This is a genomic window from Pandoraea bronchicola (assembly GCF_902459805.1).
GTDB lineage: Bacteria > Pseudomonadota > Gammaproteobacteria > Burkholderiales > Burkholderiaceae > Pandoraea > Pandoraea bronchicola.
The window spans coordinates 37,526-54,057 of sequence record NZ_CABPST010000005.1 but is presented as its reverse complement, the minus strand read 5'-3'; the positions used below and the strand labels follow the sequence as shown (position 1 = coordinate 54,057).

Here is a 16,532-nt window from a genome sequence, read left to right as displayed (position 1 = left end):
GCTTGAGGCGGAGGATGGTGCGCCGGGGCCGCAGGTGTCAGGCGTCCTCGCGCCGCAGCAAGGCATACTTCAGGAACGCACTGCGCGCATTCATTCGTGCGATCGCCGCCCCGGTGGCGCCGTCGAGAAACCCCCGGCGCAACAAATAGGTGCGCACGAACGCCCATCCGCCATTGATCCACGGCTTGAGCGGCGAGACTCGCTTGCCGCGCAGGGCCATCTCTTTCGCGCCTGCGCGCGCATAGCGCTGCACCTTGTCCTCGACCTGACGAGTCTCGGTATAGCTGTAGTGAAGCAGGTGATGCGCGAGTGTGCCGATCTCGCCATCGACGATCACGCGCTCGTGCACGAGATTGTCGGAGAAGCGCCCGGCCTCGCGTCGAAACAGCCGCAGCACGTAATCGGGATACCAGCCGCAGTGCCGAACCCAGTGTCCGAGGAATTGCGACAGACGCGGCATGCGATATCCCGTGCAGGTTCCTTGCCCGATTGCCATCGCAATGTCGGCGGCCAGCTCGGGCGTAACGCGCTCATCGGCATCGAGCGAGAGCACCCACGGTTGCGTGGCGTGCGACAGGGCACGATTTTTCTGCGGGCCGAAGCCGGGCCAATCGGGCGTGACGTGGACTTCAGCACCTGCGGCGCGAGCGATGTCTGCCGTGCCGTCCGTGCTCGCGTTATCCAGTACCACGATCTGGGACGCAAACGGTTGCACCGACGCTATGCACTCGGCGATGTTGTGACGCTCGTTGCGTGTGAGGATCGTCACCGTGAGAGGCAGACGCGGCGACGAGAAGACGGGCGGTGTAGCTTCGATCATGAGAATTCACGAAATGGCGGCTTCGGACCCGCGGGCCCGGGGAGTCATCTCGCGTCGTCGGTTCAGGCGTTGAGTAACTCGACGAGCGCTTCGCCATAGCGTTCGATCTTGGCTTCACCGAGTCCGGTGATGTCTGCCAGACCTTCACGATGGCGCGGGCGGCGTTGGGCAAGCTCACGCAGCGTCCGGTCGTGCAGGATAACGTATGCAGGCACTTGTTGCGTCTTGGCGATGTCCTGCCGCCAGGCGCGCAGCTTGTCGAATAGTTGCTGATCGGCAGGATCCAGCTCGATGGCCGGAGACGATGCATAGCCGGCGAAACGGCTCTTTTTGCCGACGGTGGGGCGCTGGCGTCGCAGCGACAGCGTGGTTTCCCCCTTGAGCACCGGTCGTGCCGCTGCGTTGAGCGTCAGTGCGCCGTACTGACTGCTGTCGGGCTCGATAATGCCATGCGCGATCAACTGGCGGAACACTGCGCGCCAGCCCTGATCGTCGAGTTCTCCGCCGACACCGAACGTCGGCAAGGCGTCGTGCCCGAACTGACGAATCTTGTCGGTGCTCCGCCCGCGCAGCAAGTCGACCAGATGCCCGGCGCCGAAGCGCTGGCCCGTGCGCAGAATGGCGGAGAGCGCCTTCTGGGCGGCGATCGTGCCGTCGAAGACTTCCGGTGGATTCAGGCACACGTCGCAGTTGCCGCACGGCTCGCTCGTCTCGCCGAAATACGAGAGGAGCACGGTACGGCGGCAGCGCGGCGCTTCGCAATAGCCGAGCAAGGCATCGAGCTTCTGGCGTTCGATGCGCTTTTGCAGGTCCGGCGCATTCGACTCGTCGATGCGGCTGCGATGCACCACGACGTCGTTCAGCCCGTAGGCCATCCAGGCTTCGGCGGGCTCACCGTCACGACCGGCGCGTCCCGTCTCCTGGTAGTACGCTTCGAGGCTCTTGGGCAAATCCAGGTGAGCGACGAAACGCACATCCGGCTTGTCGATGCCCATGCCGAAGGCGACGGTCGCCGACATGACCAGCCCTTCCTCGCGCAGGAACCGCTGCTGGTGCGTGCGGCGCACTTCGGCATCAAGACCCGCGTGATAGGGCAGGGCCGGAATGCCTTGCGTCTCGAGCCAGGCGGCGGTTTCTTCCACCTTCTTGCGCGACAGGCAGTAGACGATTCCGGCTTCGCCACGATGCCGCCCAAGAAAGGCCAGCAATTGCTTGCGAGGATTGTCGCGGTCGACGATCTCGTAACGAATGTTCGGCCGGTCGAAGCTGGAGACGAATAGCCGCGCGTCGGTCAGGCCCAGGCGCGTCTGAATCTCTTCGCGCGTCGCGTTGTCTGCCGTGGCGGTCAGCGCGATGCGCGGCACACGCGGGTAGCGCTCGTGGAGTGCAGAGAGCTGAATGTACTCGGGACGGAAATCATGCCCCCATTGCGAAACGCAATGCGCCTCGTCAATGGCGAACAGCGCCAGTTGTCCGCGCTCGTCGAGCCGGTCGAGCAGATCGAGAAATCGCTCGGTCAGCAGACGCTCGGGCGCGACGTAGAGCAGATCGAGTTCGCCTCGGGCGGCACGCCGCTCGGTATCGAGCGCCTCATCGAAGCTGAGACTGGAATTCAGATAGGCGGCGCGCACGCCCGCCTGCAGCAAGGCATCGACCTGATCCTGCATGAGGGCGATGAGCGGGGAGACGACGATACCGATGCCCGGGCGCAGTAGCGCAGGGATCTGGTAACAAAGGGACTTGCCGCCACCGGTCGGCATCAGGACGAGAGCATCGCCTCCGTCGGCCACGTGGTCGACGATGGCGGCTTGATCGCCACGGAATGCGTTATAGCCGAATACGGTACGGAGGACTTCGAGTGCGCTTGCCATGGGCGGGAGTATACCGGTTCCACCCGGGCTTCGGCGTGCCAGAGGCCCCTGATTGCGGGCTTTGTGGCGAATTTTGAGGCGACGTCCGAGTCCTGCCAGGACGCGTCCCGGCGGGACCGGCCGGTACGATAGAATAGCGGTTTTTCCGCCGTCCCCGACCTTCATGAGCGTACCCCACAAGCCCACCGGACCGATTCTGCGGCGTCTGCTGGGCTATCTCCAGCCGTATTGGCACATGGGCCTGCTGGCCGTTCTCGCCATGGCGATGGTGGCGGCCACCGAAGCGGCCATCCCGGCCGTCCTCAAGCCGGTGCTCGACAAGGGCTTCTCTGGCGGCGATCCGTGGAAGCTATGGTACGTACCCGCCGCGGTGATCGGTCTGGCCGTCATTCGGGGACTGGCGCAGTATTCGGCCAACTACATGCTCTCGTGGGTGTCGAACCGTGTGCTGCTCGATCTGCGCGTGCGCATGTTCGAGCGTCTGCTGCACGCGCCGGCTGCCTTCTACCAGCGAGAGACGACCAGCACGCTCATCAATGCGCTTGTCTACGAAGTCAATCAGGTGCTTGGCGTGCTGACTACGGTGCTTATCACACTGGTGCGCGACTCGCTGACCGTGGTCGGCCTGCTGGGCTACCTGTTCTATCTGAACTGGCGCCTCACGCTCGTGGTGGCCGTGATCTTGCCGCTCATCGGCTGGCTCGTCGGCAAGATCAACCGGCGCCTGCGCCGCCTGAACCGCGAGCAGCAGACGTTGACCAACGCGCTGTCGTACGTAGTCGAGGAAGCCGTGGGCGGCTACAAGGTGGTGAAGATCCACAACGGCGAAGCGTATGAAAAGTCGCGCTTCGACAAGATGACCAGCACGCTGCGCGGCTATGCCATGCGCGTGACCGTCTCCGGTGGGTTGGCGCAGCCGGTCACGCAGGCGCTTGCCTCGCTGGCGCTGGCCATTGTCATTACCGTGGCGATGATCGAGTCGTCGTCGGGCGAGATGACCGTGGGTGGCTTTACGGCGTTCGTCACGGCGCTCTTGCTCGTTGTCTCCCCCCTCAAGCATCTGATGGACGTCAACCAGCCGCTGCAGCGCGGTGTGACGGCGGCGGAGCTGATTTTCGAAGTGATGGACGTGGAAGTCGAGCCGGTCGGCGGCGACCGCACGCTCGAGCGCGCCAAGGGCCGCGTGACGTTCGATCAGGTGAGCTTCCACTACGGCGCGAGCGAGCGTCCGACGCTCGACCGGATTTCACTCGACGTGGCGCCCGGCGAGATGGTGGCGCTGGTGGGCCCGTCGGGGAGCGGCAAGACGACGCTGGTCAATCTGGTGCCGCGTTTCTTCGACCCGACCGGCGGGCAGATTCTGCTCGACGACATTCCGCTGAACGATCTGCGCCTGGCCGATCTGCGTCGCCAGATTGCTTTCGTGAGCCAGGACGTCGTGCTCTTCAACGACACCATCGCCGCGAATGTGGCCTATGGTCAGGAGATCGACCCGGAACGGGTGCAGGCGGCATTGCGCGCGGCCAATCTGGTCGATGCGGTGGCGGCCATGCCGGACGGCGTGAACACGCTCGTGGGTGATAACGGCATGCGCCTGTCAGGCGGGCAGCGTCAGCGTCTGGCGATTGCGCGGGCGATCTACAAGGACGCCCCGATCCTGATTCTTGACGAAGCCACTTCGGCGCTCGATTCGGAGTCGGAGCGCCACGTGCAGGCGGCGCTCGAAGTGTTGATGGAAGGGCGTACCACGCTGGTGATTGCGCACCGCCTCTCCACCATCGAGCGAGCAGATCGTATCGTCGTGCTCGAACACGGCCGGATCGTGGAGCAGGGCTCGCACCAGGCGCTGGTGGCGCATAATGGCCTTTACGCGCATCTGCACCGTATTCAATACACACAGCAGCAGGAAGGCTGACGTCACCGCATTGCGAACGTCAGACTTTATCCACCGGTTTTGAGGAGATCACGATGAGCCAGCCGCCGATCAGTCGTTTCCCCGTACCCGATCTTGCCGCGTTGCCGGAGGATATCCGTGCGCGCATCGATGAGGTGCAGGAAAAGGCCGGCTTCATCCCGAACGTGTTCCTCGCGCTGGCGCATCGTCCCGATGAGTTTCGCGCGTTTTTCGCGTATCACGACGCGCTGATGCTCAAGGACGGCAATCTGAGCAAGGGCGAACGCGAAATGATCGTGGTCGCCACGAGTGCCTTGAATCAGTGTCTGTATTGCGTCGTTGCCCATGGCGCGCTGGTGCGCATCTATGAAAAGCAGCCGCTGCTGGCCGATCAGGTGGCCGTCAACTACCTCAAGGCAGACCTCACCCCGCGTCAGAAAGCGATTCTCGCCTACGCGACGAAGGTCTGCGAGCGCTCCCACGAGGTGGGTGACGACGATTACGTGACGCTGCGCGAACATGGTCTCGACGACGAGGACATTTGGGATATCGCGGCGATCACCGCATTTTTCGGCATGTCCAATCGCATCGCCAATGCCGTTTCGATGCGACCTAACGACGAATTTTTCTTGATGGGACGCGTGCCGCGTCCCCGTTAAACCTACTACTTACCAATCTTCAACACCTATGATCTTCGTGACTGGCGGCGCCGGTTTTATCGGTGCAAACTTCGTTCTCGATTGGCTGGCGCAACATGACGAGCCGGTGGTCACCATCGACAAGCTGACCTACGCTGGCAATCTGGCGAATCTGGCGAGTCTGGAGCACGATCCCCGTCATCATTTCGCACAGGTCGACATTTGCGATCGTGACGCCCTTGATCGTCTGTATGCAGAACATCGTCCGCGCGCCGTGTTGCACTTCGCCGCAGAAAGCCACGTAGACCGTTCCATCCACGGCCCCGGCGACTTTGTCCAGACGAACATCGTCGGCACGTTCACGATGCTCGAAGCGGCTCGTGCCTATTGGGCAGCGCTCGACGACGAGGCACGCCATGCCTTCCGCTTCCTGCATGTCTCGACGGATGAGGTCTATGGCTCGCTGAGCCCGGCAGATCCGGCATTCACGGAGACGACGCCGTACGCGCCCAACAGCCCGTATTCGGCGTCGAAGGCAGGCTCCGATCACCTCGTGCGGGCCTACCATCACACTTACGGCCTGCCGACGCTGACGACGAACTGCTCGAACAATTACGGCCCGTACCAATTCCCCGAAAAGCTCATTCCGCTGGTGATCGCGAATGCGCTTGCCGGCAAGCCGCTGCCGATCTATGGCGACGGCAGTAACGTTCGCGATTGGTTGTACGTTGGCGACCACTGCTCGGCAATTCGCGAAGTGCTCGCCAAGGGTACCCTCGGCGAGGTGTACAACGTTGGCGGCTGGAACGAGCAGAACAACCTGTCGGTGGTGAAGCACCTATGCACGCTGCTCGACGAGCTGTCGCCGCGAGCCGACGGCAAGTCGTACGTCGATCAGATCACGTTCGTGACCGACCGTCCGGGGCACGACCGCCGCTACGCGATTGATGCTCGCAAGCTCGAGCGCGAACTGGGCTGGCGCCCGGCCGAGACCTTCGAGACCGGGATGCGCAAAACGGTGCAGTGGTATCTCGCCAATGCAGAGTGGGTGCGCCAGGTGCAGTCGGGTGAGTACCAGCGCTGGATCGAAACGCACTATCAAAAAAACGGCTGAGGCGGGCATGAGTATCAAGCGTAAAGGCATTATCCTCGCCGGTGGCTCCGGCACGCGACTGTATCCGGCCACGCTGGCCGTCTCGAAGCAGTTGCTCCCGGTGTATGACAAGCCGATGATCTATTACCCGCTCAGTACGCTAATGCTGGCGGGCATTCGCGATGTGCTGATCATCTCGACGCCGCAGGACACTCCACGCTTCGAACAACTCCTGGGTGATGGGAGCCAGTGGGGCCTGAACCTGCAATATGCCGTGCAAGCTTCGCCGGACGGTCTGGCTCAGGCTTTCCTGATTGGGGCCGACTTCATTGGCAACGATCCGTGCGCGTTGGTGCTGGGCGACAATCTGTTCTACGGGCACGATTTCGCAGGACTGCTCTCGGCGGCGAATGCACAGACGGACGGCGCCTGCGTGTTCGCCTATCCGGTGCACGATCCCGAGCGCTACGGCGTGGTGACATTCGATGCGAACGGCAAGGCTGTCGAACTCGTCGAGAAGCCGAAAGCGCCCAAGTCGCGTTATGCCGTGACCGGTCTCTATTTCTGCGATAACGACGTGATCGAGATTGCCCGTTCGATCAAACCTTCACCGCGTGGCGAACTGGAAATCACGGACGTCAACAACGAATACCTGCGCCGCGGCAAGCTCAATGTGCAAATCATGGGGCGAGGGTATGCCTGGCTCGATACCGGCACGCATGAGTCGATGCTCGAAGCGAGCACCTTCATTCAGACCATCGAGTCACGTCAGGGGCTCAAGGTTGCCTGCCCAGAGGAAATTGCATTCCGTCGCGGGTGGATTGACGCGGCAGCCATCGAAACACTGGCGCAGCCGCTGGCCAAGACTGGCTACGGCCAGTACCTGCTCTCGATGCTGCGTGAACGGGTGTTCTGAGTCTCAGGCATCACATTTCTTCGCTTTTTACCGGTGACTTATTATGCAAGTGACTCCCACAGCCATTCCGGCCGTTCGCGTGATCGAACCGAAGGTATTCGGCGACTCTCGCGGTCATTTCTTCGAGAGCTTTAACCAGCGCAACTTCGAGGCCGCACTGGGCGAGACGCTTACGTTCGTGCAGGACAATCAGTCGCGTTCTTCGCGTGGCGTACTGCGGGGGCTGCACTATCAGGTCAAGCAACCACAGGGCAAACTCGTGCGCGTACTGGAGGGCGAAGTCTACGATGTTGCAGTCGATCTGCGTGCAGACTCGCCAACGTTCGGCAAGTGGAGTGCTGACATACTGAGTGCGCAGAACAAGAAGCAATTGTGGATTCCGGCAGGCTTCGCCCACGGCTTCGTGGTGACGTCGGAGACGGCTGAAGTGCTGTACAAGACCACCGACTATTGGGCGCCGCAGTTCGAACGTTGCATCCGCTGGGATGATCCGACGCTGGCGATTCCCTGGCCGCTCGACGGCATCACGCCGATCGTCTCGGACAAGGACCGGCAAGGCATATTGTTCTCGGACTACAAGCAAGAAGACTGATCGCGCGCACGGGGCACCGCTCCGTACCGGTTGTCTCCGGCCGCCGTGGCCCTGCCGTCAGTCGGCGGGACCGGCGGCCGTCGTTTGCGCGGGCGCAGCGGCGACACTGTCGTCGTCGCTGTGCGCGCCTGACATCGCCGACGTCTCCCCCGTCACTCGCAGCACCCGGACGTATCGCAGCCCAAAGCGCGCGGCAAGGGCGTCGGCCACGGTCTGCGATGCCGGCTCCATACCGCCATGCCCGCCAACGGCTTGCGCATCCGGGGATGCAGTTTCATGCAGACCTTCGACGATGACCTCGGCCTCCAATCGATTGTTCAGGTAATGCAGTTTGACGTCGTGCAGCGCCAGCGCGTTCGTCCGGCACAGGCCTTCGGCGGCGCCGACGACGGCCGCGCGCGCCGGCCACTGCTGTAACGCGGTTCCCTTGGTGTCGCTCTCCGGGTCGACGTGTACGAGCACGTCGAGAATCTGCGGCTCACGCATGACCGCCGTGCGGGCCTGCTCGGCGATGTAGTGCCCTTCGGAGACCGACAGCCGTGCGTCGACGAGGATGTGCACGTCGACGACGATCTCGTCGCCCATGCGCCGTGTGCGCAGCATGTCGATGGTGCGCACGCCGGGGGTCGCCAGCAAGCGCTCGCGAATGGTGACGGTCGTGGCGTCGTCCACGCCGCGATCGATGAGGTCCTGCAACGCATTCCAGCCGAACTTCCACCCGGTGCGGCCAATCATCAGGCCCACGAGAGCCGCGGCAAGCGGGTCGAGAATGCGATAGCCCGCCAGATTGCCAAGAATGCCGCACGCGACGACGAGCGACGACAGCGCGTCGGAGCGGGCATGCCAGGCGTTGGCAACGAGCATGGCGGAGCGCACGCGCTGGGCCGCGCGCAGCATGTAGCGAAAGAGCCCTTCCTTGCTCAACAGTACGATGACGGCGACCACGAGCGCAACGACGTGGACTTCCGGGATATCTTCCGGATGCAGCAGCCGGTCGATGCCGCGCCATAACATGCCAGCGCCCACTGCCGCGAGAATGACACCCAGAAACAGCGACGCCGCGTTTTCGTAGCGGCTGTGACCGTAGGGGTGATCGGCGTCCGGCGCGCGGGCGCTGCCGCGTGCGGCGGCCAGCACGACGAAATCGGAGACGATGTCCGAGAGCGAGTGAATCCCGTCGGCAATCAATGCCTGCGAGCGGGCAAAGATGCCGATGGCGATCTGCGCCGTCGTGAGCGCGACATTGACCCAGATACTGACCCAGGTCGAGTGGCGTGCGACGGCGTGCTTGTCGAGCGCCTCGCTCGATGCCGCCAGATTGTCGTAATTCGAGTAAGGCATGACGTCGGGGCGCGAGTGTTTGGGATGCGTTACATCAGAATAATGTCGTATTGTGTTGGTCTACGTCTCGAACGATATCATCCTTTGCCACACCTCTCACAAAACACCTTTGTGGATAAGAGGATCTACCTTTTCGATGCTTCATCTCGTATCATCCTGACGCGTGCAAGCGCACCTGAAATGGGTAGCTACTAAGGTAGTCAGCTACCCGGATAGACGAGGCTCATCGGCATGGCAAAACGGGAATCTAATCTGCTCGAAGATGTGCAGTTGCGCAAGTGGGTACGAGAGGGAAAGCCCATAGCGAAGTCGGACGGGGGAGGACTGACATTCACTCTGTCTGCCGCGGGGGCTGCATCTTGGATTCTGCGGTTTCGCCACGGTGGCCGCCGCCAAGAAGTAACGTTGGGGCGTTACCCAGACCTGAAGCTGACTGCGGCGCGCGCAGCGGCAGCGAAACGTCGCGTCGCTCTCGCCGATGGCGTAAATCCCGCTGATGAGGTTCGGAAGGCTAAGGCGCGCAAAGACTGGACTGTCCGTCAACTCATCACAGACTATCGCGAGAAGGTGCTTGTGACGTTCGCAGCAAGCACTCAAAGCGGCTATGGACGCAATCTGAAGCGGGTCGAGAATGGCATCGGTGCCATGTCTGTTCAGTCTGTCGGGCCAGCCGATATCGTCGCGGAGATTGAACGGCACAAACTTGGTTGGGTGGAAACTTTTACCCTGTGGTGCGTTCTACGGGGGATTTTCAAACATGCTGCTGGCAAGAAGCTGATTCATTCCAATCCATGTGCGGGCATTCAACTCGACGCGATCATCGGTAAACGGCCGGAAGTACGAAAACGGCTGATGCTGACTGACTCAGAACTCCAGGTCCTGATGAATGCGAAGATGCGCGATGTGAACCTTTACGCCGTGCGTATTGCGCTCGCGACGGGAGTACGGATCGGCGAGCTTTACACGGCGCTCCGGTCGGACCTTCATTTCGAGGAAGCGAGATGGCATATTCCAGAGAGTAAGACAGGACCGTCGATGGACATACCGCTTGCGCCCATAGTCATCGAATGGTTCGAGCGGCTGCTCGTACTCGCGGGTGCCTCCGATTACGTGCTGCCAGCGCGGCTGAGTAACCGGCTCGACCGGCATGAAGGGGACACGCATGTATCGAAGGATGCGATACGCGAGGCGATCGACTACTGGATCAAAAGCCACGAACCCAAGATCCGGCGATTTACGCCTCACGATCTCCGCAGCACTATGAAAAGCCACATGCGAAAGTTAGGTGTGCCGCGTGACATCTCCGAAATGTGCCTGAATCATAGGTTGGCGGGCGTTGAGGGCATCTATGATCAATACACGTACTGGAGTGAGCGTAGAGCGGCGCTCCAGTTGTGGGCGGAGTTTCTTGAGGCGCAGATGCTCAATGTGCAATGCAAAGTGATTCCGCTTCGCGAGTCCGCTTAAGCGTTAGGAGAAGATTTTGTTGGCAACCCAAGGCACGGTCATACCGATTGAGCGAGAGCACTACCGTCTATCGGACGCGGCGGCGACGTTGAATCTAACTGAGGACGATCTATTGCACTTAGGTGCGACCGGACGCGCAGACCTGTCCGCGCCGGTTTTGAACGAGGGTTTGTATTCGTGGGGGAAGTTCTCGCCACAATTGGTGCAACGCCCAGACCTTGAAGCCGTTGCCCTATGGTTTTCACCCTCAGATAGGGTGGTTCTTCACAAGGAGGATGTGGCCCGCCTCGAATCTACCGGCGGGGTTCGCATAACTTCGTTCGTCATGCCACTTGGGCCGCTGCCTGACTACGCGGGCGAGTGGTTCTCGTATGACCAGGTGACGCCGGAAATCTACGCACAAATGGCGTTCACAGAGAAGAAACACCTATTCGTGTCAAGTGCCGAAATGAAGCGCTTGCGGAACGAAGCATTGGCACGGTCACTTGATACTTTGGGGGAAGGGGAGCGTGCCACGCTTCAAAGGCAAATCGCGGCGCTGGCTCTCGTTCTTGCCGAGAAGTTCAGCAACTACAAGAGAGGTGATAAGCCGAATGGCAGCAAGATCGCGGAGGAAGTCGAAGACTTGCTGTCGTGTTTGGAGGACGCAAACACCCACGGGGTGAGTAAGTCCAACTTGCGAGCAAATATCCGCGCAGGAATCAATCTCCTGAGGCGATAGTTGTTTGCCAGCTAGCAACTTGTTTTGCCAGCAGGCAGCCTTCCAGTGTTCCGTTTCCTAGTATTCGCTTCGCCCGTCTCATCCTGACTCAGGTCGGCGCGATTCACGTCGGGCGCTATCGCGCCATACTAGGAACGAATCTCCAATGTCTCTACTTGCAAGCGCTCCACTCCCGAAGGCGCTCGCCTCATTTGACACCTTACCCGGCTCCGCATACGTTAATGTGCGCGCCGTCGCTGGGCTTTATGGGTGTTCTGTCTCGACCGTGTGGCGACGTGCTGCGTCGGGGCTCATCCCCCAACCGAAGAAGCTTGGTCATTCGACTCGCTGGAACGTCGGTGAACTGCGCACGGCACTGAGGGGTGCCGCGTGAATATCGTTACATTTGCAGTTTTTCGCGCGTTTGCCATCGCGGAGTGCGATGCTGAAAGGGGTTGCGTCCGTTCAGCTATGACGTATACTTTGGCCGTGCCGGAGACAATAGGCACCCGGGGTGAGAGCCGGAAATGTTCCGTGGCGGACAACCGCCGCCGTGCGGTTTTTTTACGTCCGTACACCTTGAGCCTTCAATGGTCGGGCCTTGGTGGGGGTGCGTTCGCGCACGCCGGTTCCCACGGACGCCGGTCTCTCAACCCTGCCATGCGCCCGGCCACCCCGTTTGAGAGCGGAAGCCGGGCGATCCAACCCGTCCGTGGAGGCCGCATCATGCGCCAAGCCCTCGCTCGTCCTGAGCAAACGCTTTCTATCCCTGCCCTTATCGCTGACGCCCTGCGCGCCGCCGCACTTGCGCCGTCCGACCGCGAGGCGCTCGACGTGACCGGCGACGCTCTGCGCCGACTGGCCGAAATCGCCCGCGCGGAGGTGCGTCATGCGTGAGTCGCTGATCCTACAATTTGGTGCGAGCGAACTGCCCCCGCCCGTGGCTGATGTGCTGGAACATGCGCATAGCGTTGCACGCGGCGCTGCTGCGGTGATTTGCGTCGCGCGCGCGGCGTCGGTTCGGCGTGAATTGGGCGAACCCGCAGGCATCGAGAATATCGATGCGGACTATTTGCTGGCCCTTGCGGGGGCAGCAGCAGCGCTGCTCGGAGACCGACTCGAATCGCTGAGCCAGCACGTGCGCGGTGAATCTCGGCATCTTTCTGATGATGAACAATCCGTACGAGGCAACGCATGAGTGTGCAGACTAGGGAGGGGCGCATCCGTGCCGCGCTAGCCTGTATCCCCGCGGATTTGCCACACGACGAGTGGGTAAAGGTGGCCGCAGGACTGTACGATGGTCTCGGCGCAGCAGGTTTCGATGTCTTCGCCGAGTGGAGTCGTGGCGATCCGCGCTACAAGGAAGCCGAGGCCCGCAGCACGTGGAAATCCGCGCAGAGGATGCTGGCCGTCCATGTCGGGACCCTATTCCATATCGCACAGCAGTACGGCTTCGACGCGCGCGATACGAGCGCGGTAACTGTGGATCCCGTCGAGCAAGATCGCCGCCGTGCCGAACGTGAGCGGAGTGCGGCAAAGGAAGCCAATGAGCGAGAGGCGAAGGCCCGCAATGCGGCAGCGCTGGCGGCCGCTGTGTGGGGCAAGGCGACGCCCGTCGGCGGTGGCCATCCGTATCTGACGCGCAAGGGGGTCCAGCCAGTGGACACGCTGCGCGAAATCGATGTGAGCAGGCTGGTGAAGCTGATCGGGTATCGGCCCAAGCGCGGCGTCGAGCCGCTGGAGGGCTCCACCTTGGTTGCGCCGATCACGGTGGACGGCAAGCTGTCCTCGCTGGAGGTGATCGACGGTGACGGGCGCAAGAGCGCGCTGGCTGGCGGCGTGAAGACTGGCGGCTACTGGGCCGCACAGGCGATGCCTGACACGCTTGATGTGTTGCTGATAGCCGAGGGCGTGGCAACGGCGCTGTCCGTCAGCCAGTGCAGCGGCTATCCCGCCATCGCCGCGCTGTCGGTGGGGCAGATGGCGGCGACAGCGAAGGCGATGCGCGAGCGCTACCCGGATGCTTCGCTGGTGCTGCTGGCGGACCTTGATAAGGCGACCGGCGAGGCGCACGAAACGGCCGTAAAGGCCACGCAAGCGGTTGGCGCGAGGCTGGCGGTGCCTGACTTCGGGAAGACCCGCCAGCCGGATCAAACCGACTTCAACGATCTGCACACGGCGCGCGGCGCGGACGCAGTAAAGGCCTCGATTGAAGCCGCTTTGGCGACTGTCGCTGTTGGCAAGCGCGAGGGCGGGTACGGGCCAAACGGGGAGCCGGTGGAGCATGTATCGGTGAGCCAATCCGGGACGTACTTCGTCGGTGTCAAGGTCGATCCCGAAACGGGCGAGTTGGCACATTCCGCGCCGCTCTGGTTGTGCGACCCGCTCGAAATACTCGGTATCGGCGTGGACGACTCCGGGCGTCAGGTGCGCGTGCTGCGCTGGAACCGTCCTGGCAGCAATCAGGCCATCACGGCATCTATGCCGTGCGCCGAAGTCGGTGAGCGCGAGGGTTGGGCGCGTCTGCGTAATGGCGGGCTGGCCGTTGCGGTGGGTCGCGCTGCCCGAGAGCGCCTAGCCCACTGGCTGCAAACGTGGAACCGCGATACGCACTACAAGATCATCAACATGCCCGGTTGGCAGTGTGGCGCGTATGTGATGCCAGACGGAACTATCGTCGGCAAACCAGATGGCCGTATGCACTTTGACGGCAGACTGAGCAATCCAACGGCATATGCGGCGCGAGGCACGCTCGATGAGTGGCGCACGTCGGTAGGCAGGCTCGCGCGCGGCAATGCTCTGCCGATGGCGGCCATTGCGTGTGCGCTGGCGGGGCCGCTGCTGCCGATTGCAGGCGAGAAGGACGGCATCGGTCTGCACCTGTTCGCGAACACGTCGAGCGGCAAGACAACGACCGCCGACGCGGCCGCGAGCGTGTGGGGTGATCCTGTCCGTACAAAGACAAGTTGGAGCGGAACGCAACTGGGGCACGCGCTGAACGCCGAAGCTGCTAACCATCGACTGCTATATCTGGATGAGATTGGTGCGGGCGATGCGAGCCGTATCGGTCCCGCGCTTTACATGATGCTGAACGGCCAGTCCAAGTCGCAGGGCGCACGCGACGGCGGCACTGTCGCGGCCCGCTCGTGGCTCTCGACGTTCCTATCGACCGGCGAAGTTGGGATGAGTCGGTATTTGAGCGAGGGCGGTGTGCAGCCGAGGGGCGGGCAGGAAATCCGTATGCTCGACGTGCCCGCCGACGGTGGTGCTCACCGCGCGTTCGATTGCCTGCACGAATTCGCGGCGGCGGGCGACTTCGCCGTCGCGGTCGAAGCGGCATCACACGAGCGATACGGCACGCTCGGACGGGCGTTTGTTGAGTGGTTGGTGCCACGCTGCGAAGAGGCCCGCGAGACGATCAACAGAGAGCGCGAACGTATGGCAGCGATGGTGCCTGACGGTTCGGCTCCGCCCGTGCGCCGCGCCACGCGCAAGTTCGCGATACTGTCCGCTGCCGCTGTCCTCGCTTCGCACGCGGGGCTGACCGGGTGGACGGTAGACGAGGCTCGCGCGGCTATCGACTGCGTGTGGAAACGCTGGCTTGACGTGTTCGGGACCGGCGACCGCGACGACGCACGTCTGATCGAACAGGCGAACGCCGTGCTGCTGTCGAACGAGTACGGTCGCTTCATTCTGCTATCCACGGAGACGGCCCCACAAGACCCGAATGTGCGCGATGCAATGGGCTACCGCAGGTACAAGGACGATCAAGTCACGTTCTATGTGCGTGAGCACGCGTTCCGTAACGAAGTCGTCGCCGGATTTGACATGCTCCGCGCGTGCAGGGTGTTGCACGAAGCGGGCATGTTGCATCGGAACGAGAAGCGGCGTTCTTACAAGGTCAACATCGGGAAGTTCAAGGGCGTCAACCTCGGCGACGGATATCGAATGCGCCCACGTGCGGGTGAGGCCCCGCCGGATGAGGATGGCGATTGACGTGACGCCGTCGTAATGCTGATCTTCGGGGTGACTCATTCGGCCACTCCGCGCGCACGTATCCGAGAAACCATGCGCCAACAGCGCCAATAGCGCCAACTATTGATGAAAGCCTCAATGGGCAACGGTTTCAGCGTTGGCGCATCGTTGGCGCATTGTTGGCGCTTCTTCAATGTGAAAAGAGGATCGCAGGCTTGTCCGCGCTGATGCGCCAACATTGGCGCTGATTTTGAAACGTGCGCCAACGCCGAAACCCTTGCAGCGTAAGGCATTGATGTCTGTGTTGGCGCATTGGCGCAATTGGCGCACGGTTTCCCTAGAAATAAGGGAGGCCGCAACCTGATTTTCGATATAGGGATTTGATACGAATGGAAAGAAAGCTTGAACGGCAGGCAGAACGGTTTGCTGAAATCCTTCGGCGGGCCGGGGAGCCGGAGGCGGAAGTGCAGCGCCGAGTGCAGCGCGCATTTGAAAGCGCACGCAATCGAGAGGCGAATCGGATGGCGCTGCTCAGGGCGAAACGCGAGGCGGCTAACCCGTATGCTGGTTGCCGTCCAGTGACCGACGTTGCACGCGAGTTTCACATGAGGCGTTTCGACCTGTTCGAGTGGCTAGAGCGCGCTGGATGGCTCTACCGCGCCCCTGATGGTTGGCGACCGACGGATGAGGCGCTGTCCGGTGGCTGGGTGGTGCTGCGGGGCCGTGGTTCAGTCCGATGGGTGCAACTCGCGCCGGAAGGCGTGAACGAAATCGCTCGCCGCATCGGTATCACTGGGAGGGCCGCGCCGTGAAGAAGAACGCTGACCTCGTTGAGCGCTTGCGTCTAGCGGCCGAACTCGCGCGCGCCTTGGTCGAGCGCGACGCCGTTCGCAAGAACGCATCGGGCGGCCGACCGGAAGACATTGCACAGCGCTTATGGGCCAATCACCGCGTCAGGCTCGCTGCGCGGAGGCTAGGCGGTGACCCTCCCGCGCCGTAACCAGGAATTTTCTTACACCTACGCGCGCGCCCGCGCCCGCGCGTAGGCAACGAACCGAAACGCAGACGACTCCCTGACCCCGGGGAGTTTTCCGACACCTATACGGATGCGCGCGGGCGCGAATACCTGAACAGTGTCGGCTGCGCCATTTACCAATTCTGTGATTTCTAGGAAAACTGCGAGATTTGCTGCGTAGAGACGCTGAGATAGTGGAGTCCTCTATCC

At 62.1% G+C, this 16,532-nt stretch carries 15 protein-coding genes; 11 read left to right on the top strand and 4 right to left on the bottom strand.

Annotated features, from left to right (window positions below):
- Nucleotides 1-37: 37 nt before the first annotated feature.
- Both PBR20603_RS11835 and recQ read right to left on the bottom strand, forming a co-directional pair.
- On the bottom strand, nt 38-820 hold the full coding sequence (locus PBR20603_RS11835) for a glycosyltransferase family 2 protein (RefSeq protein ID WP_246174582.1): 783 nt from the start codon (nt 818-820) through the stop codon (nt 38-40).
- 62 nt (nt 821-882) lie between these two features.
- On the bottom strand, nt 883-2,691 hold the full coding sequence (gene recQ / locus PBR20603_RS11830; protein ID WP_150559730.1) for a DNA helicase RecQ: 1,809 nt from the start codon (nt 2,689-2,691) through the stop codon (nt 883-885).
- Nucleotides 2,692-2,854: 163 nt separating this feature from the next.
- Between recQ and msbA the strand changes: the two genes are divergently transcribed.
- The 5 genes from msbA to rfbC are packed head-to-tail and all read left to right on the top strand — an operon-like array spanning nt 2,855 to nt 7,824.
- Nucleotides 2,855-4,606 (top strand): lipid A export permease/ATP-binding protein MsbA, encoded by a 1,752-nt coding sequence (gene msbA / locus PBR20603_RS11825; RefSeq protein ID WP_150559729.1) that lies wholly within the window; start codon nt 2,855-2,857, stop codon nt 4,604-4,606.
- A gap of 53 nt (nt 4,607-4,659) precedes the next feature.
- Nucleotides 4,660-5,244 (top strand): peroxidase-related enzyme, encoded by a 585-nt coding sequence (locus PBR20603_RS11820; RefSeq protein ID WP_174977899.1) that lies wholly within the window; start codon nt 4,660-4,662, stop codon nt 5,242-5,244.
- A gap of 28 nt (nt 5,245-5,272) precedes the next feature.
- Nucleotides 5,273-6,337 (top strand): dTDP-glucose 4,6-dehydratase, encoded by a 1,065-nt coding sequence (gene rfbB, locus PBR20603_RS11815; RefSeq protein ID WP_150559727.1) that lies wholly within the window; start codon nt 5,273-5,275, stop codon nt 6,335-6,337.
- Nucleotides 6,338-6,344: 7 nt separating this feature from the next.
- On the top strand, nt 6,345-7,232 hold the full coding sequence (gene rfbA, locus PBR20603_RS11810) for a glucose-1-phosphate thymidylyltransferase RfbA (protein WP_150559726.1): 888 nt from the start codon (nt 6,345-6,347) through the stop codon (nt 7,230-7,232).
- Between the two features lie 43 nt (nt 7,233-7,275).
- Nucleotides 7,276-7,824 carry a dTDP-4-dehydrorhamnose 3,5-epimerase gene (gene rfbC, locus PBR20603_RS11805; RefSeq protein WP_150559725.1) on the top strand — a complete coding sequence of 183 codons (549 nt, stop codon included), beginning with the start codon at nt 7,276-7,278 and terminating at the stop codon, nt 7,822-7,824.
- A gap of 57 nt (nt 7,825-7,881) precedes the next feature.
- Here rfbC and PBR20603_RS11800 read toward each other — a convergent pair whose 3' ends face one another.
- On the bottom strand, nt 7,882-9,165 hold the full coding sequence (locus PBR20603_RS11800; protein ID WP_150559724.1) for a cation diffusion facilitator family transporter: 1,284 nt from the start codon (nt 9,163-9,165) through the stop codon (nt 7,882-7,884).
- A 231-nt stretch (nt 9,166-9,396) separates the two neighbouring features.
- Between PBR20603_RS11800 and PBR20603_RS11795 the strand changes: the two genes are divergently transcribed.
- The 5 genes from PBR20603_RS11795 (at nt 9,397) to PBR20603_RS11770 (ending at nt 15,328) form a co-directional block, all read left to right on the top strand.
- On the top strand, nt 9,397-10,632 hold the full coding sequence (locus PBR20603_RS11795; RefSeq protein WP_150559723.1) for a tyrosine-type recombinase/integrase: 1,236 nt from the start codon (nt 9,397-9,399) through the stop codon (nt 10,630-10,632).
- Nucleotides 10,633-10,651: 19 nt separating this feature from the next.
- Nucleotides 10,652-11,353: a hypothetical protein gene (locus PBR20603_RS11790; RefSeq protein WP_150559722.1), complete on the top strand. Its 702-nt coding sequence runs from the start codon at nt 10,652-10,654 to the stop codon at nt 11,351-11,353.
- 705 nt (nt 11,354-12,058) lie between these two features.
- Entirely contained in the window at nt 12,059-12,229 is a 171-nt protein-coding gene (locus PBR20603_RS24140) for a hypothetical protein (RefSeq protein WP_174977898.1), read from the top strand.
- Nucleotides 12,222-12,530 (top strand): hypothetical protein, encoded by a 309-nt coding sequence (locus tag PBR20603_RS11775; protein WP_150559720.1) that lies wholly within the window; start codon nt 12,222-12,224, stop codon nt 12,528-12,530. The genes PBR20603_RS24140 and PBR20603_RS11775 overlap by 8 nt, the downstream gene beginning before the upstream one ends.
- Nucleotides 12,527-15,328 (top strand): DUF927 domain-containing protein, encoded by a 2,802-nt coding sequence (locus tag PBR20603_RS11770; protein ID WP_150559719.1) that lies wholly within the window; start codon nt 12,527-12,529, stop codon nt 15,326-15,328. Before PBR20603_RS11775 ends, PBR20603_RS11770 begins: the two co-directional genes overlap by 4 nt.
- A 114-nt stretch (nt 15,329-15,442) precedes the next feature.
- Here PBR20603_RS11770 and PBR20603_RS24135 read toward each other — a convergent pair whose 3' ends face one another.
- On the bottom strand, nt 15,443-15,796 hold the full coding sequence (locus PBR20603_RS24135) for a hypothetical protein (protein ID WP_174977897.1): 354 nt from the start codon (nt 15,794-15,796) through the stop codon (nt 15,443-15,445).
- Here PBR20603_RS24135 and PBR20603_RS24130 point away from each other — a divergent pair.
- Complete coding sequence (locus tag PBR20603_RS24130; RefSeq protein WP_150559718.1) at nt 15,697-16,119, top strand: phage antirepressor KilAC domain-containing protein; 423 nt, start codon at nt 15,697-15,699, stop codon at nt 16,117-16,119. The two genes, PBR20603_RS24135 and PBR20603_RS24130, sit on opposite strands and share 100 nt — an antisense overlap.
- Nucleotides 16,120-16,532 lie beyond the last annotated feature (413 nt).

What these genes read in the sequence shown, in the direction of transcription:
- PBR20603_RS11775 (WP_150559720.1), top strand. Translation starts at nt 12,222, where the DNA reads ATGCGTGAGTCGCTGATCCTACAATTTGGTGCGAGCGAACTGCCCCCG.
- PBR20603_RS24135 (WP_174977897.1), bottom strand. Translation starts at nt 15,796, where the DNA reads ATGCGCGCTGCACTCGGCGCTGCACTTCCGCCTCCGGCTCCCCGGCCC.
- rfbB (WP_150559727.1), top strand. Translation starts at nt 5,273, where the DNA reads ATGATCTTCGTGACTGGCGGCGCCGGTTTTATCGGTGCAAACTTCGTT.
- PBR20603_RS11835 (WP_246174582.1), bottom strand. Translation starts at nt 820, where the DNA reads ATGATCGAAGCTACACCGCCCGTCTTCTCGTCGCCGCGTCTGCCTCTC.
- PBR20603_RS11820 (WP_174977899.1), top strand. Translation starts at nt 4,660, where the DNA reads ATGAGCCAGCCGCCGATCAGTCGTTTCCCCGTACCCGATCTTGCCGCG.
- PBR20603_RS24140 (WP_174977898.1), top strand. Translation starts at nt 12,059, where the DNA reads ATGCGCCAAGCCCTCGCTCGTCCTGAGCAAACGCTTTCTATCCCTGCC.
- rfbA (WP_150559726.1), top strand. Translation starts at nt 6,345, where the DNA reads ATGAGTATCAAGCGTAAAGGCATTATCCTCGCCGGTGGCTCCGGCACG.
- PBR20603_RS11770 (WP_150559719.1), top strand. Translation starts at nt 12,527, where the DNA reads ATGAGTGTGCAGACTAGGGAGGGGCGCATCCGTGCCGCGCTAGCCTGT.
- PBR20603_RS11800 (WP_150559724.1), bottom strand. Translation starts at nt 9,165, where the DNA reads ATGCCTTACTCGAATTACGACAATCTGGCGGCATCGAGCGAGGCGCTC.
- rfbC (WP_150559725.1), top strand. Translation starts at nt 7,276, where the DNA reads ATGCAAGTGACTCCCACAGCCATTCCGGCCGTTCGCGTGATCGAACCG.
- PBR20603_RS24130 (WP_150559718.1), top strand. Translation starts at nt 15,697, where the DNA reads ATGGAAAGAAAGCTTGAACGGCAGGCAGAACGGTTTGCTGAAATCCTT.
- PBR20603_RS11795 (WP_150559723.1), top strand. Translation starts at nt 9,397, where the DNA reads ATGGCAAAACGGGAATCTAATCTGCTCGAAGATGTGCAGTTGCGCAAG.
- msbA (WP_150559729.1), top strand. Translation starts at nt 2,855, where the DNA reads ATGAGCGTACCCCACAAGCCCACCGGACCGATTCTGCGGCGTCTGCTG.
- recQ (WP_150559730.1), bottom strand. Translation starts at nt 2,691, where the DNA reads ATGGCAAGCGCACTCGAAGTCCTCCGTACCGTATTCGGCTATAACGCA.